Source organism: Calothrix sp. NIES-2098 (genome assembly GCF_963875125.1).
Taxonomy (GTDB): Bacteria; Cyanobacteriota; Cyanobacteriia; order Cyanobacteriales; family Nostocaceae; genus Aulosira.
Map to the genome: position 1 here is coordinate 3,257,375 of NZ_CAWNKJ010000001.1, position 17,772 is coordinate 3,275,146.

Genomic DNA, 17,772 nt, shown 5'->3' on the forward strand with positions numbered 1-17,772 from the left:
TTCTAATCATTTAGGCGCTCAATTTTGATGTAATGCAAGAACCCCGACTTCTTTAAGAAGTCGGGGTTATAAGTATGGTTAATTCTTAGGCATTATGAATTACTATCAGACCAAACATCAGTTGTGTCATTGGACTCTGAAGCTGCTATCTCTCCTTTGGTTTCTCCCAAATTGATTTTAACTACTTTTTGTTTAATTTCTTCCACTTTAGGTAGTGTTAAAGTCAAAATTCCATTTTTCAACTCAGCTTTTACTTGGTCATTTCTAATTGGAACAGGTAGAGAAACTATGCGTTGGAATTTACCATAGCGAAACTCAGAACGGAAATAACCTTTTTGTTCGGTTTTACTTTCTTGCCGAGTTTCACCAGCAATAGCAACTGCTTCTCTGGTTACATGAACATCTAAATCTTTGCCTTCAATACCTGGAATTTCGGCTCGTAAAATGAGGCTGTCGTTGGTGTCTTGCAATTCAATCGCTGGAGTCCAATTTTGTTGTGCGACTTGAGCGTTAACGCCTCCTAATTCCTCAAACATTCTATCCATTTGACGACGGAGAGTTTCAATTTCTGAAAATGGTTGCCAACGAACTAATACCATAAGTTGATTAACCTCCTGAGAATCAGTACTATTAACTAAATTTGGAATTCAAGTAATCGAGAATTTAGAAAGTTTTTGTTTGGCGTTTTGTTATCGCCCATGTCTATATATTGGATTAAACCGAAAATTTAGTTATTGGGGGAAACCCTACTTAAGGTAGTAGTGCTTCCCAGAAAAAAGCGGACAATGAAGATTTCTGAGTAGCGAGTGCTGAGGGAAGATTCTCACTGACTACTCAGCACTTTACTTTTGTTCTTGGCGTTGGAATTGCTTGAACAATTTATACATTTCTGGTAGGCGGCTATAAACCGCACATACTTTGAGATATAGTTTGTGAGGAATGGCGGGAGTACCAGAGACAATTTCTCCTGGTGCAACATCATTGTGAATTCCAGCTTGCGCAGATGCGATCGCACCGTCACCAATTTTGACTTGATTGGCAATTCCTGTTTGTCCCGCTAAGATGACGCGATTGCCAATTTCCACGCCTCCGGCCATTCCAGCTTGACCAGCTATTGCACAGCCTGCACCAATTTTGCAACCATGACCGATTTGCACTAAGTTGTCAATTTTTGTATCTTTCCCGATCCGCGTTTCTCCCACCGCAGGACGGTCAATGGCACTATTGCAGCCAACTTCTACCCGATCTTCTAAAACAGTGTAACCAGATTGTTCCATTTTTACCCAACCAGTACGGGTAGGCACAAAGCCAAAACCTTCTGCACCAATCACTGCACCGCTATGAATCACGCAATCTGCACCAATTTGAGCGCGTTCGTGGATGGTACAGTTAGCGTGTAAGGTAGTGCGATCGCCAATCGTCACATCTGGATAAATCGCGACATTGGGATGAATAACCGCACCATTGCCAATTTTCACCCGTGGCTGAATCGCTACATGGGGGCCGATATAAACGTCGCTACCAATTTCTGCACTGGGGTGAATTACAGCCGTAGGATGAATTTCCGCACTGGGACGGTAGGGTTGGTAGAAAAGTGCGATCGCTTTCGCAAACAACAATCGCGGTTCTGGTGTGGCTATCCAGACAATATTGCGTTCTTGTGCTTGCAATTGTAATGCTTTGTCCTGAGGCAAAATTAATCCGCTAGCATTTGTCTTTCCCACCCAAGAAGAAAATTTTGCCCCTTCTACATAGCTGAGAGTACCGCTAGTAGCTTCATCAATAGCTGCTAACCCTGTAATATCTGGGTCATGGTTTTGGTTGGCGGTCAAACTATGGTCGGTAACGATGTCACCAAGCCGACTAACAATTTCACTGAATTTCATTGTGATTGATTCATGAGTCATCTATCAAGGCAAGATAATTGTCGCTCTTTGTCGCCAAGATGTTCATGATTTATACCTGCGAATTTCACTCAAAGCTGCGGGAAACCTCATCCACAAGAGGGTGGAATTTTTCTTGTGCGTTCTTTTGCATAAGTCCTCCCCATCCAGAAATATAGGAAATTTAACTGGAAGTTACGGAGAGAGTACTTTGATAGAACAACTGTATAGACCGGAAAAACTCGCTCTAATGCATAACTCTTGGTGGCAGTGTGCGTTGGAATTTGCCAATCTTTCAGCAGCACAAGAACGCAACCGCATTGCCCGAGATTTGCATGATTCTCTAGGATATGCCCTCACCGCACTTAACATTCAATTACAAACGGCTATCAAACTTTACAAACCTGACCCTAATCAAGCACAAGAGTTTCTTTATGAAGCTCATCGGTTAGTTGCGATCGCAACTAAAGAAGTGCGGCAATCTGTGAAAGCACTACGCAACGATCCAGTTTCAGGCCAGTCTTTAGAAACGCTGATCGAATCTTTAGTAAGTGATTTTTACAATACAACTGGGATTGTACCAGAAGTTGAAATCAATTTAGCCGTTGCCTTATTACCACACTTAACCACTCCTCTTTATCGAATTATTCAAGAAGCACTTAATAATATTTGTAAATATGCTCAAGCTACAGCAGTACAAATTCATCTCTATACAACATCAAATAAAGTATACTTATCAATTAAAGATAATGGTCGCGGCTTCGATAGCAAAAAAGTCTCAGGGGGTTATGGATTACAGGGAATGCAAGAGAGAACTGCCATGTTCCAAGGTAATTTTCAATTAGAATCTCAACCTGGATCTGGTTGTTGCATTACTGTTGAAATTCCCATGCAGATATCTAATTTACCGGAACTTCCTAACATATCAGATATTTCTAATATCTCCGTAATCTCGGAAATATCAATTCCTCAAGAATCTGTCGCAGTTAGCCAAAGCCAATCAATTATTATTGGTGAATGGCAACCACTAAATTTAGATGAATGGCACAGCTTTACATCTACAGAAGAATATCTTTATCCTCTGATTATTCATTAATACATCCTCCCATATTTCAATCTGTATAATTTTCTTTAGGTTGCCAATTTATCCGCAAAACTCAAACTTTGATATAGATAATAAAAATGATTTTTTTAAACATTTCCCACCATATTTACGTCGATTTCAAAGATTGCAATATGAATCTTATAGTAAACATGGTGGGTTGAATAAATTAAAATTGCTGTATTATTCCTCAAATAACCGATCGCCTTTTTGTAATCGTTCAGCAATTGAATAGGTTTGTCCTTGCGATCGCATTGTGGGTGAGTGTGCTGCTAAATACCTTGCTGCCGCAACCAGTACGTGAATACCAGCATCCGTATGACCCAAAAAAGAGTATTGCCGAAAAGCGGCTTCAATTTCTTGAATCACATGAAAATCGCGGTTTTCTCGCAACATTAATTTACCTAACATTGCCATCAGTCGCTCCACAGCACCACCACTGTACAAATAACGAGCCACTAACTTACCCGTCTCATTGACTTGTTGCTGACGATCCAATAAATCTGGTAGTTGCTTGAGCAATTCTTCGGGATTTTCTACAAGGTCTTTGGCTTCTGGAAGTCTTGCTGGTGGCACATTCAAAAATCGATTTAAATAAACGCTCATAGCCGCATCAAATACACCCCGCAGCAGTTCTACTGAAGGCACTCGTCGCAATCCTTGATGCACTGCATTGGCGAAGGTAAAGGGATGGTGTGCGGAATTCCAGTCGCTAAAGTCGTTATTAGTGTGGAAACGAGCTACGCGCAAAGCAGCAGCATAAGTAACTACACTAGCTAATTGCTCTTCAGTACAACCCGATTTTAAGGCATTGAGAAGAGAATTTGCGATCGCTTGTGGATCTTCACCTAATAAAATTGAGATTAATTCATCTTGACTTGACCAAGTTCCCCGTTGCGCTTCTCCTGCGGCTAACGCTGTAGGCAACTGCTCAAAAGCAGAGGTTAAAATTGCTACTAAATCTATAGGGTAGCGCCAAGAATTCGACTCTTCCATGCGAGAAGCACTTGCTAAACCAGAAACTAAACTGGCTAAAACTAACTCTGCCCCTTGCCAGTCAACAGCATCCAGTGCTTCTAGCGCCTTGTTGATAAAGTCTAGTGTATGCCCAATATCGATGTAACGGTGGTCTGTGGCAGCTGCGAACAGCATATCTGCAATTTGCTCAGAACTAGCCCCCATCCGAATTGCAGATACTAAACACCTTTGCGCCGCTTCGCTATCCCGCACTTCTATAAACTGACAAAACCAGCTTTTCAGCGTCTTGAGGTCAACATTGGAATTAGGTAATGGGTGTACCACAAACTGCGGTGGCGCACCAGCACTGTCATTAGCTACTGCTGAAAGTCCCTGAAAAAGAGCGCGGGGTTTGTCTTCTGCATCAAGATAAGGCAAGAGATTCATCATACAGGTGTGGATGGTTAAGCCTGTACTCCATCCCGCTTTGTTATAACGAACGCCAAATTCCAATCCCATCTGGAATGGCTCAGTAGCATTCGTTCCCATATCTAGTAGGGCGATGGTTGATTTAGCAATAACTAAGGAAATGCTCTGTTCTAAACCATCTTGCAGACGCTGGCGTTGGTGAGCATAGGGGTTAGCTGGAGGCGCAAGATTGACCCAAACTTCCCCATCGCGGATTTCTACAGGAAAAGCGGGGACATCATCAGCCCAAGAATCGAAGGTTCCGCCACTAGCAAGGTCAAAGCGGGCATAATGCCAAGGACAGGTAACAATGCCATCCTTGCAAGTACTACCATGCAAAGGAAAACCCATGTGAGGACAACGGTTATCAATTGCATAGACTCGATTATCAGAATAAAACAACGCTATGGTGTGATTTGCACTGCGAACCAATAAGCTACCTGCTTTTTGCACATCTGCAAGTTGAGCAACCCGAACATATTGGTCTGTATGGGTTGGAGCGTCAAATATTTGAGTCATTTAAGTTGTCAGAAAAACTGCTATCTCCACTCTGACGAACTTTCAACTGTTTGAGGAGCTATCTACCCTAATTTTTGTTAACACAAAAGTAGCGATCGCAATCTTTGTTAGACTTCAATCAAAGTATTGTGCCTAACGATATCCTGATTTGAAGTGCCGGGCTAATAGCCATTAGCCTTGGGATTAATTCCAAGGCAGGATAACTCACATTGAATTAGTATCGACCTTATTGACTCATAACCAAATTATGAGATTGTTCGCTTTGCTTATTAATTAACTCTGCGACTATAGAAATTAACTTATCTTCTAAATATGGCTTAGTTAAGTAAGCTGTAGCTCCCAAAGCTTCAGCAAGCTGGCGATGTTTTTCTGCACTGCGAGAAGTGAGAATTACTATAGGAATCCCTGCAAAATTCTGGTTTTGTCTGACATGAGATAAAAGTTCAAATCCATTCATGCGCGGCATTTCCAAATCGGAAATTACTACTTTTATCTCCGGATGCATTTGTAATTTTTCTAAAGCTTCTACACCATTTTGTGCCTGTAATACATGATAGCCAGATTTTTGGAGAGTGAGAGAAAGAGTCTGACGCAGACTAATTGCATCATCTACTATTAACAGCACCTTTGATGACTGTTGATTTGTTGATAGAGATTGGCTTAACTGAGTTTGTGTAGTGTTTGTGTTAGAAGAAGGAGCTAGTAAAGGTGTAGAGTTAGAAGTTAAACCCGACAGAGTTAAGGCTTTTTTATTTGCCAAATAAGCTGTTGATGATACAGTACTCTCCAGTGTTGCTTGCATTTCGTAAGAATCTAGCAACAGAATAGGATCGATAATTAATATGAGATTACCACTAGCTAAACTACTGCAACCATAAATATATTTGGGCGGAGCGATCGCACTTCCTAAAGGTCGAATTACTAGTTCTTGTTCGCCAATAATTTGGTCAACTTCTAAACCAAAGATTTCTTGATTATGTCGTAGTAATAGCACGGGATGCTGCGTAATTCCGGTGTCATGAGAATTTAATGTATTATTGAAAGTAAAATTATTGCCAAACGAACCACTATAATACATTAATTCCGAAATTGAGCGTAACCTGACTATACGTTCATCTTCTGTAGAGTTGTAATGTAATACTTTTTTTCCTTCAAATTCTTTAATTTGCTGCTCTGAAGGAATTAAGATTTTTTCGAGATTATCCAAGAGTAGAGCATAGATTGTACCCCCTACTTGTACTAACATTAATTTATCGGTAGTCATAGAAAAAGGAATTTTGAGGATAAATGTTGTGCCTTGATTGGGCAATGATTGAACTGAAAAAGAACCGTTTAGAGATTGGATTTGAGAACGCACAATATCTAAACCCATACCACGTCCAGAAATTTCGCTTACCTGCTCTACAGTAGTGAATCCAGGTGAAAACATCAATTCTAAAAGCTCTGATTCAGTTACATGAAGAACATAGCCTTCTTCTGCTGATAAGAGATTTAACTCAATAGCTCTTTTACGAATTTTTTCTAAATTCAAACCTTGTCCGTCATCTCGAACTTCAATAACCGTTTGGCTACCCTGGTTATAAGCACGAATTTCGATTAATGCTTGTGCTGGTTTGCCCAAAGATTGACGAACTTGAGGTGTTTCAATACCATGATCGAAAGCATTACGTACCAAATGCAATAGAGGCTCGTAAAGTTTTTCTGCGATCGCTTTGTCTACTAGTACTTCCGTACCTGTGAGTTTCAATTCTACAAATTTGGCATAAACATTTCCCATCTTTGTTACCATCTGCGGGAAACGATTGAGGATGTTTCCTAAAGGTGACATCCTGGCTTCTACCAAATTATCAATAATATTCAGCGTTAATCTTTGTTTTTTGTCACTGATTTGATTAGCTTGAGCCAGTAGTAAATCTAAAGATTCTGTGATTTCTTGGAGTTGCAAATTTTCTTCCATCGCCTCGTGCAACTTCATTTGAAATTCTGTATACATATCCATTTCTAAAGTGTCAAATTTCACAGTTGCAAAATTTCGCTGATTTTGCAGGCCATTATTCTGCATCTGGAAAGGTAAATCGCCCAATTGATTTAAAATTATTTGTTGTCTGTCAATACGCTGAAATAATTTCTCAATTATTTCTTTAAGTTGTTCGTCTTGTAATATCCGCTGTTTTTGCTTAATTAATAGCTCGCCTGCTAAGTAGTTAAGACGTTGTAATCCCTCAGTGTCTACTCGTACTGATGAATGGTTTCGAGAACTTTTTGCAGGGGAATTATGTGATTTATCTTTGATTTCTCTTTCGCTTTGAATAACAGAATTTACAATATCTGTATCTACTCTCTCGGTAACAAGTTCTTCAGCTTGAGTTTCTGCAATTTCATGGATATGAGTAAAATTTGCTTCTCCTCCCCAAATAGTTTCTAAAAGACGATCTGTTTCGGTAATTGCTGTTTCTTTAAAAACTAACAAAGGTTTAAATTTAGGGTTATCAATCCAATTTTTTTCTTGGGCTGTAACTGGAGGGAAGTTTTTATATTCTTTAGCTAGTTTACCAATTTGCTGTTGTAATGTTTGAATGACAGAGATATCATTATTTACTTGTGCGTGGCTGTAGTGAAATTTAACCACAGCCAGAATGATTGTTAAGATTACACCTTGACGATACAGGCAAAGGCTTGTGCTATCTTCTGCTTCTTGGACAAATTCCAAAAATTTACTTAACCAATTTTCAATATAATTAACAGAATTTTCCCCATCAGCAACAACAAGTAGAGCCAAATTAAGTTCTTCTTTGCTAATTTCCATTTGATGATTAAACCATCCGAAAATATAGCGAATTACCTTAATATAAAACTTAGCTTTTGATGATTTTAGAGGCTGGTTTTTAGTATTACCAGACGTTGTTAAAAATTTATATAGTTCCTTGATTTCATCTCTTAAAGAAGAAGTATTTACAGATTGTTCTGTAACGGGATTTAAATCATCTGTTACTACTTGTGTGAAATTTTGCAAAGCTGGATCGAGTTCCCCACCAGAAGTGCGCTCGCCTGCTAATACAGCTGCTTGCGCCTGCTGTAAATTTGCCAGTGCAACTTTCCCAATCTGATGTGCTTGCTTGGGGTTGGCTTTAAGTGCGGCGATAATTGTTTGGGCGATCGCACCAAATCCTGGTAAATTTAAAGATTCTGCTAACCCCACAAATACTTCAGCTTGAGAGTTAAGCAATTCAGCGAATTCTGTTGCCTCTCCTGTGCTATTAAGAGCATCAGCAATACTGTCTAAGCGTTGTTTTACTCCTACTTCAAAGATAGATTGGACAAGATCGAATCCCAATTCTTCAGAAGTTGGGATATGAGCTTCAGCACCAAAAGCATCACCCAGTTTTTCTTGCAATTGAGCAAACACTGAAGCGGCTCTTTGGAGAATTTCTTCACCATTTACAGCACTACCTGTTAATTCTGTGGTTAGTGCTAAACTTAAGCATTCATAAGCTTGGATAATCAGTGTTTGTAATTGATCGTCAATGATAACATTGGGGTTATAGAGAGCATTAAAAACATCTTCTAGAGAATGAGCGATCGTGTTAATTACCTCTAGCCCAACGTTAGCGGCTCCTCCTTTAATTGTATGAGTTGCTCGCATTAAATTATGCACTTTAGCTGTACTAAATTCTTCAGTCAAGCTAAACAGTTCTTGCTCGATAGTTTGTAATAATTCTGGAGCTTCAGCCAAGAAATAAATGTAACCTTGCTCGCGAATATCAATGTCTGTAGTCATAATTTTTGAGGTTTAATGAGAATTTTTACTTTAGATATTTATCTTTGCAGCTACTTCATAATCAATTATGCATAGATGTATTAAACTTAATTACATGATTAATATTTATGAAATATTAAACTAGAAATGCACGCAGATTAACACCGATAGATACTTGTATTTATCGGTGTTAATTTTTAGTTGATATTAGTCTTATTCATATTTTTGTAATAATTAGATTGCCTAACATTAATTGGACTATTAAAGAAGATCCCTAAAAATCTGCGCCCTTGCCAACATGAGCAAAGGGCGCGAAGATCTATTAATTCACCTTGAACTTGCTGGCGGTTGCTAATAATTCTTTTGCCATTCCAGATAACTCTTGAAAGACAACAGTAATTTCATGGGATTCATCCACAGTTTTATGAGAAATTTCTGCTACATCTTTCATACTTGTAGTTACTTTGACAGACTGATCCATTTGTTTTTGGGTAGCTGCGGTAATCCGCTGAATTAACTGGCTAATTTCCGCAGTTGCACTCACAATTGCGTTCAAATTTTGTCTAGCATCACCGACAAGATTTGTACCTTCTACCACCTGTTGAATACCTGTTTCCATAGCTACCGCTACTTCGCCAGTTTCTGCTTGAATCTCTTGAACTAATTTTTCAATTTCGATAGTAGCGGCGGCTGACTGACGAGATAAAGAACGAACTTCATCAGCTACTACTGCAAAACCTTTACCATATTCACCAGCACGAGTGGCTTCAATAGCTGCATTGAGAGCTAGTACGTTTGTCTGCGTGGCAAAATTACTAATCAAATTCACTACTTTAGAGATTTTTTGCGAAGATTCACTGAGGCGTTTAATCTTTTTACTAGTTTGAGCAACAGTTTCGCGAATTCCTTGGATAGCTTGTACAGTCAGGTTCATCGCAGCATCGCCAGACTCAACAGTTTGGTTGGCTTGTTGGACAGCTACCTGTACCAACTCAGCATTAGCTACTACAGCTTGTGTTGAGTCCACCATCTGTTGAATTTCGTTTAAGGCTGCGTTCATTTCCTCAGACTGTTGTTTGGCTAAATTGGTGAGTCCGGCTAATGATGCTTCGCTAGTACCAGAAGTTTGCACAACTTGTTGGGCTGCTGCTTGTACTTGGATAACTATTTGCCGGAGTGCTTGCAGGGTATTATTGTAAGCATCAGCAATTGTACCTAGCTCGTCTTCTGTAATCGGCGCACGTACCGTCAAGTTGCCATTGAGGGCTGGTCTGAGGGCTGTTAACAGTTGAATAGATCGCTGTTGCAGTAATTCCTTAGCTGCTTTTTCTCGATTTGCTGCTTCTGCTAATTGTGCTGACTGTGTCTGTAATTGTTGCAAATACTCTGTTTGTTGCAATGCTAGCCCTAACTGGTCGCCAATGCGGGCTAACAAACTAACTTCTGATTCCTCCCAATCACGGGTTCCAGAGTTTTGATAAGCTGCTAACAATCCCCAAAGTTTGTCGCCAAAGAACAATGGAACTATAACGTAAGCTTTAACTTCAAATTGTTCTAAAATCTCAACGTGGCAAGGAGAATGACCTGCTTGATAGATATCACGAACAACAAAATTTTCTCCTTTGGCATAACGGCCTCCTTGAGTTTCTTGGAGGTGAGTATCTTCCCACACCGTTTTGATATCCGGGCCTACCAGTTTTACCCAATTTTGACCCACTGACTCAGCTACAAATTCGCCACTCCAGTCAGGATTAAAGCGATAGACACCGACGCGATCGCATCGCAGTAATTGTCTGATTTCTTGAGTAGATGTCTTGAAGATTTCCTCGACATCTAAGCATTGGCGAATGCGGTTGACTAGTTTGGTAAAGGCTTTTTCTTGTTCGGCTATCTGAGTTAGTTTTTCAGATTTAACTCGCACCTGCTCGAGGTATTCTATTTGCGATTTAGCTAGGCTAAATTGCAAACCAATTTGAGCTAAGAAGTTAACTTCCCAACTTTGCCATTCGCGAGTGCCAGAGTTTTGATAAGCCGCCAGCAATCCCCATAATTTCTCGCCATTAAATATAGGAACTATGATGTAAGCTTTGGCTTCAAACTGTTCTAAAATCTCAATATGGCAAGGAGCTAAACCAATTTGATATATGTCATTAACAACAAAGTTTTCTCCTCTGCTATAGCGACCACCTTGAGTTTCTTGTAAGTAGGTATCGTCTAAGACAGTTTGAATATCCGGCCCTACCAGTTTTACCCAACCATGACCTACAGATTCAGCAATAAACTGACCGCCCCAGTCAGGATTGAATTGATAAACGGCTACGCGATCGCATCGCAGAGATTGGCGTACTTCTTGAGTAGTGATTTTGAAAACGCTTTCTGCATCTAGAGATTGGCGGATACGGTTGACTATTTTAGTTAAAGTTTTCTCTTGCTCAACTATTTGAGTTAGTTGCTCAGTTTTTGTCCGCACTTGTTCTAAATATTCACTTTGGGCGATCGCCACACCAAATTGCAATCCAATCTGAGTCAAAACGCTAATTTCCCAAGATTGCCAATCGCGGGGGCCAGAATTTTGATAAGCTGCCAGTAAGCCCCATAATTGTTGCCCAGAAAATATCGGCGCAATTATGTAAGCTTTCATTTCAAACTGCTCTAAAATATCGATGTGACATTGAGCATGGCCTGCTTGATAAATGTCCTTCACCGCAAAAGTTTCACCCTTGGCGTAACGTCCGCCTTGAGTTTCTTGCAAGTGGGTATCATCCCAGACCATTTTAAAATCAGGGCCGACCATTTTTACCCAACCATTGCCCACCGACTCCGCCACAAATTGGCCACTCCAATCGGGATTGAAGCGATATACCCCGACGCGATCGCATTTGAGTAATTGACGGATTTCCTGAGTAGTTGTTTGAAACACCTTCTCGACAGATGATAAGTGCAGAATCTTATCAATAACTTTGGCTACCGATTTTTTTGCTAGTGTCTGTTGTTGCAGTTCTGTTTGAGAGCCAAAGTTCTGCAATCTATAGCTGAGTTCTGTTGTAATTTGAGACAGTAGAGTAATTTCTACCTCTTGCCAATGTCGTGCTGAGGAACAATTGTTGACGCACAGTAAGCCCCAAACTTTATTGTCTACAACAATCGGTAGAGCCAAACTAGCTTTAATTTGGAATTTTTCTAGTAGTTGTTTTTGATAGGGGGTAATTTGTATCCGATCGATATCATCAATAACTACTGGTTCTAAATAATCTTGGCTAGTGTATAAGCCAAAAGTAATACCTGGAAGAGTTTCGCCTAGGGTAGGCGTCCAACCGAGGGTTCTAGATTCTGCTAAGACAGTACCAGTATCAGCAGTTTTAAACTGATAAATTAAAGCGCGATCGCCAGCGATTTTTTCTCTGATTTGAGCTACAGCTACTTTAAGTAGCGTATCAATATCTGGGGCTTGACGTAGGTGAGTAGTGATATTTTGTAACTGCTGTCGCCAATTTTTAAATTCCTGAGCGATCGCATTTAATATAGATAATTCATTACTAGGAATACTGGCTATATTAAGGCTACCATTCTGATTTTCTATTTTTTCTAAATCGGTAATGATATTACTATTTTCTTGCCCATTGTTATATAAAAATGTCATTTTAGCACCCTCGATAAGTTTTCTTGGTAAGAATCTGATAGTTCCCAATTAATAAATTTCTCAGTTAGGGAAATTTTTAATTATGATTGCCCCATATAGAAGCTTGGATAATTGCCAATGCGTCTAAATTAAATGCAATCCCCTCGTCAGGCTTGATAAAATATCCTTCGACAAAGGGTGACATTGCTGGATAAAAAAGTTCAGCAGATGGGGTTTTCATTTGCTCAGTATTTAACCATTCAATATCTGTCAGTTGACGCACTAATAACCCTAAATATTTACCTTCATTTTCTAGGACTATTGCCATCATCTTTGAGACTAAATTAGGGGCTTGCAACAACGGCGGATATCCTAACATCTCTTCTAAATCAACTAACCATAGCATTTCGCCACGCCAGTTGTAGATACCCAAGACGCAATTAGGCATCTGAGGCACACCGCAGATTTCTGTCAATGATACTTGTAATACTTCTGCAATGTGCTGTAACTGAATTACAGCTAAGTCATTGGTTCCTAGATTAAAACTTAAAAACTTTTGCAGAGTCTCCAAAATTCTCGTTCCTTTATATTAGGTGTTTGCTGATAGTCACTATCTTATTTTCACTTCATTAGTGACTATAATTTAGCAAATATATTTAATTTAATGATTGATTAAACGCTGTAAAGTCCCTACTAATTCTTCTCTATTGACAGGTTTTGATAGATAAGCTTCAGCACCAAGCATATTTCCCCAAATTTTATCTACATCACTATTTTTGGTAGAACAAAAAACCACAGGAATTTTACTAGTATCGGGATTACTTTTTAGTTCTCTACAAATTTCATAACCACTTTTACCTGGTAGAATTACGTCGAGAAATATCACATCAGGCTTAGTTGTACCTATCTTGTCATGAGCTTCTTCGCTACTTTTAGCGCTCATCACATAATATCCTGCCTGTTGTAAGTAACTACTGATAATTTCCATATCAGTTAAACCATCTTCAACAACTAGAACAGTGTTCATTGTAAGTACCAATTCTATGTCTGTCTAAATTAAATCAAAACAAAATTTTGTTTTGTTATAATGGTGAGCCAATTCTTATCGATTAACCTCAGAAAAAGCACTTAAAAAAGAAATTTTTATCGATTTTGGCAAAATACCTATGAATCAAGAAGTGTTTTAAAAGAAGTATTCATAAATACTTGTTTGCAACTGAGCATTTGCCGATTATGTGAGACTTCGTCTTCAAAGCTAATTCCACAATAGACAGTCCCATCATCAAGGATAAATTTAGTTACAAACTCTGCAATTTAGAGGTGTTCGTCTTAGTTGATGCGGCTGGGATAGGTAAATACTTACGTACTATACCCATTACTTTATCACTGGCTACAGGCTTGGCAAGGAAATCAGTAGAGCCAGCTACTTTAGCGCGAACTCGATCTAAAAGACCATCATTGCCTGTTAAGATAATTACTGGTGTGTTAGCAAAGCTAGAAATTCGTCGTAGCTGAGTGCAGATTTCGTAACCACTAGCAACAGGCATCATCAAATCCAAAAAAATTAAGTCTGGCTTATCCTGAATTAGAGTTGGTAGAGCTTGAACAGCATCTTGAATTTTGATAAACCTTAGCCCATTGGAAGTGAGAATTTCCTCTAAAATTTTACAGACTTGAGGGCTGTCATCTACACAAGCTACCAACGGAGCAGTTGTTTTCTTTTGTGGTGTAGCTGTAGGATTTTTCTGGGCTTCAACGACTGTTAAGGGTAAGTCTGGTACTTCTACTAGTTCAATAATGCCTTTAAGGATATATGGCAGCAATGAACGAGCAACTGGCAACAAATTCTGCTTCATTTTTACAGCCAAATCTCGCAGAGTATATTTGCCATTGATGAAAGTAACAAAGTTGTTATAGACGGCTGAACTGACCAATTGCTGAAGTTGTTCTGGTTTCCGTAATACTGGCGCTAAATCGGGATATAAATTTGTTAAACCAGCTTCCGACCAAAGTTTCCACGATTCTTGCATCTGCTTTAAAGATACATCTGCACTCGTGAAGCTCATTGGCATTTCTAAAATCACTTGTTGGCTGCGATGACAAGTTACAGAAGTAAAATCTGCCTCTTGAGCTAGATCGAAAAATAATTCTGCGATCGTGCTGTCTACAATAGAATGTATTTGCTCACGCTGGATTTTTTGCTTTTTATATAAGATTTCCAGAAGATGGTAATCCCAATAATCGCGTGAGATGTCTTCATAACTTAAACGTATCTTATCTACATCAATTTCTGGGCAGTGTTGAGCCATTTGTCTGCGCCAACGGCGGAAAGGATGAATTCCTCCGGTTGCCCAAACTATTCGTCCCAGCCGGTAATAAAAAATCCATTGATGTCCTTTTGAACTTTTAATACTTAACTGGCCGTTGTATTGCAACTGGGTACAAGTTTTAAATTCATTTAATATGGTATTTGATACGATCGGGTTTTGGTGGCTCATACATTGTCCTCTTACTAACAAGTCAGCCGTTGGCAACCTACACTACCCATTTACTAGTCAGCAAATATCTCCATGCTTTTCCATATTTTTGGTAAAATTATCCGGTTGTTTACCATCATTTTTTGTAGACATTAGATATATTTGCTACTAAGTCAAGACTGATTATCTCAAAAGCAATAGCAGGTCAAAACTAGTTTAATAAAGGGAGCGATATAGTAGGAAATTTCCCTTCATCTAACTCTAGGATCTAGCCATGATTAACTAATCAGTAGAAACTTATGTTATCCAGATGCTCGTGTATATAGTTGTGATATATTATCATATTCATTTTTGATCTAATTTACGATCGGTATAAATCCCGATCTATAGTTGAAAAATAATTTATACTTATTGGAAATAATTCTGCTTTAGACTGTCAGTTTTGATTAAGTTGATTGTTTTGAAACATTATTCTACCTATCATTTTTACGGTGATTGAAAAGTAAATATTGTAAAAATATTTTTGCTAAATAAAAAGTTACTAAAACTTCAGATGCATTGGATATAAGCTTTTGCTGGTTTAACAATATTAACCTGACGGAGTAATTACCCCGTCAGTAGTTCTAGCTAGCTGGCAAAATAGATTATGGCTGTTGAATTATGTCTGGGCGATTGATTTGTCATTAGATGTTGACAAAAGATTGGGCATGAGCGAGCAAAGTTAAACTTCCTGATAGTTCCTTTTCAGGATTTTGTGACATTGTAGCTGGCAATAGCAGCGCGCAAATTACCGTGATGTTCTGACAACAGTCGATCGCCTGCTGGTTTTTCTAAGCCAGTCCAGTGCATTAATAGGGCTAACTTCACCCAGTTGCCGCTACGTTCTAGTAACACACTCGCATCTTCCCGACTTAAATCTGTAAGGTCTTGCAAAATTCGCAAAGCGCGATCGCGTAATTTTTGGTTAGTGACAGCGACATCTACCATGCGATTGCCGTAAACTTTACCTAGCTTGACCATCACTCCAGTAGAAAGGATATTTAAAGCTAGCTTGGTGGCTGTACCAGCTTTTAGACGAGTGGAACCCGCGAGAATTTCGGGGCCAGTCAAGAGCCGAATATCAACATCAGCATCAAAGCTTACCTGTTCAGCAGGCACACAGGCCATAAAAATCGTTATCGCTCCCCGTTGGCGGGCGGCGTTCAGCGCCCCTTGGACAAAAGGCGTTGTGCCGCCAGCAGTAATTCCCACTACTACATCTAATTGTGTAATGTGTCGTTGAGCGATCGCTGCTTCTCCATCTTGGGCACGGTCTTCTAAATCTTCAGAACTCCGTACTAGTGCGCCTGCGCCACCGGCAATAATTCCCTGTACCAATTCTGGAGGCGTACAAAAGGTAGGCGGGCATTCAGCAGCATCTAATACCCCTAATCTGCCACTTGTGCCCGCACCAACATAAAATAAGCGTCCTCCCTGACGCAAACGTTCTGCCGTGCAATCAATCGCACGAGCTAACTCTTTTTTCGCCGCAGCTACTGCTGCAACCGCCTTTTGGTCTTCGCTATTAAACAATTCCACCAATTCCAGAGAACCGATCTGGTCTAAGTTCAGACTATTAGAGTTTACTTGCTCAGTTAAAAGATAGCCGCGTTCCTGCAAATTTGACATTTATTTTTTGTCCTCGGTCATTTGTTATTGGCCATTTGTCAGTTGTCATATCATGTCTGTCAGCCCCTAATCAAAGCACTCCCATCTTTCTCCTGACAAGTGTAGGTTTTTTGACAACAACCCTGGAAGGGAGCAGAGGGAACAAGGAGAGAAGTCGGAGCGTCAGCTTGCGGCGTAAACCGGAGGGGTTGCCGCAGGCATCTGAACTTCGGAGCGACAAGGAAGAAATGACAAATGACCAATGCCCAATGACTACTTACAATAAACCTTCCAATTTACGGCGAATGTTTTCTAGTTCAGCATCAGATAAGTCTGGTTCTGATTGGTCTACTGGATTAAGGAGGAAGCTTTCCTCATCAGTATCCTCTTGGTTAGCATCAGGTTGCCAATCGGTTTCTTCTACATTTAGTTCTGGGGGAGTGACGACTAAATCACTGTTTTCGGGGACAATTTCCCACTCATAATCAGCACTTTCACAAAATTCCTTAATTTCCTCGGCATCGATCGCTTCTACTGTGGGTACGGGGAAATCCTGTGCTTCTAACATTAAGCCATAGCGCGTTGCATCATCTTCTGATTCAAACATCAGAATTTTATTGCGATCGCCTATCCGCACGGTGTGAATCCCCTCATTATCCGTTCCAGCATTAAAAATCAGCACAAAAACACGCATTGGGGTAATCATCTATCCTTATGTTTCTGAGGTCTATTCCTATTAAAGTTCTAGGTTGTGCTTCAAGGAAAGTCTAGTCCATAATTTTCACCTATTTCCTTGGGCAGGCCGTGTTTAACTGTCAATAAGTAAACTTACTCGTTTTTTTTAAGATAAGTTGATACTGCTATAAGTTGGTGAAGGTATTAAAGATAGTCGAGTTTTTGAGAATAATCTCGGAACTCTATCCAGATTGTCTCGTCTAGAATGATGATGTCTTGATATCAGTTACCAACTTTCCGTAATTACAAGGGCATTCAGGTAGGGTTGTAATTTTGCCTACATCAATCAAACCTGTCATCTATAGTTTGCATATTGTGACTCAGCTCTAACGAACGCTTTCAGTGTGGAAATGATGAATGGAGTGTTGAAGCTGTTTTAAATTGAGCAAAAAATCTTCCGTTCGTTGGAGCTACCTTTGTCAGCCACTTCTTTGTAGGCAAAGCAGGAGCTTCACCCGCAAGGGTAAATTAGGCCAGAGGCTCAAGCTAGGCTGTTTTTGAACATAGATAGTCAGTAATACTAGAAGCCCACACGGATCTGATAATACAGTGTGGGTATTTTACAGGTTCTGATATGTCTGACAGTGCCAATATCATTGATTATGTAT

At 39.7% G+C, this 17,772-nt stretch carries 11 protein-coding genes; 1 reads left to right on the plus strand and 10 read right to left on the minus strand.

All coding sequences use genetic code 11. The features are described 5' to 3' along the window. Positions 1-92 precede the first annotated feature (92 nt). Positions 93-599: an Hsp20/alpha crystallin family protein gene (locus AACU33_RS13635; protein ID WP_096589208.1), complete on the minus strand. Its 507-nt coding sequence runs from the start codon at positions 597-599 to the stop codon at positions 93-95. Positions 600-842: 243 nt separating this feature from the next. Continuing rightward, on the minus strand, positions 843-1,886 hold the full coding sequence (lpxD, locus tag AACU33_RS13640; RefSeq protein ID WP_096589209.1) for a UDP-3-O-(3-hydroxymyristoyl)glucosamine N-acyltransferase: 1,044 nt from the start codon (positions 1,884-1,886) through the stop codon (positions 843-845). 208 nt (positions 1,887-2,094) lie between these two features. Here lpxD and AACU33_RS13645 point away from each other — a divergent pair, with 208 nt between their 5' ends. Then, positions 2,095-2,979 (plus strand): sensor histidine kinase, encoded by an 885-nt coding sequence (locus AACU33_RS13645; protein WP_339375991.1) that lies wholly within the window; start codon positions 2,095-2,097, stop codon positions 2,977-2,979. 189 nt (positions 2,980-3,168) lie between these two features. Here AACU33_RS13645 and AACU33_RS13650 read toward each other — a convergent pair whose 3' ends face one another. From AACU33_RS13650 to AACU33_RS13685, 8 genes are all read right to left on the minus strand, one after another. Beyond that, complete coding sequence (locus AACU33_RS13650; protein WP_096589211.1) at positions 3,169-4,929, minus strand: Rieske (2Fe-2S) protein; 1,761 nt, start codon at positions 4,927-4,929, stop codon at positions 3,169-3,171. Positions 4,930-5,155: 226 nt separating this feature from the next. Beyond that, a complete protein-coding gene (locus AACU33_RS13655) occupies positions 5,156-8,707 on the minus strand; it encodes a hybrid sensor histidine kinase/response regulator (RefSeq protein ID WP_096589212.1) in 3,552 nt (1,183 codons plus the stop codon). Positions 8,708-9,008: 301 nt separating this feature from the next. After that, positions 9,009-12,326: a GAF domain-containing protein gene (locus tag AACU33_RS13660; RefSeq protein ID WP_096589213.1), complete on the minus strand. Its 3,318-nt coding sequence runs from the start codon at positions 12,324-12,326 to the stop codon at positions 9,009-9,011. Positions 12,327-12,402: 76 nt separating this feature from the next. Beyond that, the gene (locus AACU33_RS13665) at positions 12,403-12,876 is read right to left on the minus strand and encodes a chemotaxis protein CheW (RefSeq protein ID WP_096589214.1); all 474 of its coding nucleotides are present in this window, start codon (positions 12,874-12,876) and stop codon (positions 12,403-12,405) included. A 90-nt stretch (positions 12,877-12,966) separates the two neighbouring features. Next, the gene (locus tag AACU33_RS13670; RefSeq protein WP_096589215.1) at positions 12,967-13,332 is read right to left on the minus strand and encodes a response regulator transcription factor; all 366 of its coding nucleotides are present in this window, start codon (positions 13,330-13,332) and stop codon (positions 12,967-12,969) included. 271 nt (positions 13,333-13,603) lie between these two features. Next, a complete protein-coding gene (locus AACU33_RS13675) occupies positions 13,604-14,803 on the minus strand; it encodes a response regulator (protein ID WP_096589216.1) in 1,200 nt (399 codons plus the stop codon). A gap of 723 nt (positions 14,804-15,526) precedes the next feature. Then, positions 15,527-16,450, minus strand: a complete 924-nt coding sequence (gene murQ, locus AACU33_RS13680) for an N-acetylmuramic acid 6-phosphate etherase (RefSeq protein ID WP_096589217.1) — start codon at positions 16,448-16,450, stop codon at positions 15,527-15,529. Positions 16,451-16,706: 256 nt separating this feature from the next. Continuing rightward, entirely contained in the window at positions 16,707-17,135 is a 429-nt protein-coding gene (locus tag AACU33_RS13685) for a DUF3110 domain-containing protein (RefSeq protein ID WP_096589218.1), read from the minus strand. Positions 17,136-17,772 lie beyond the last annotated feature (637 nt).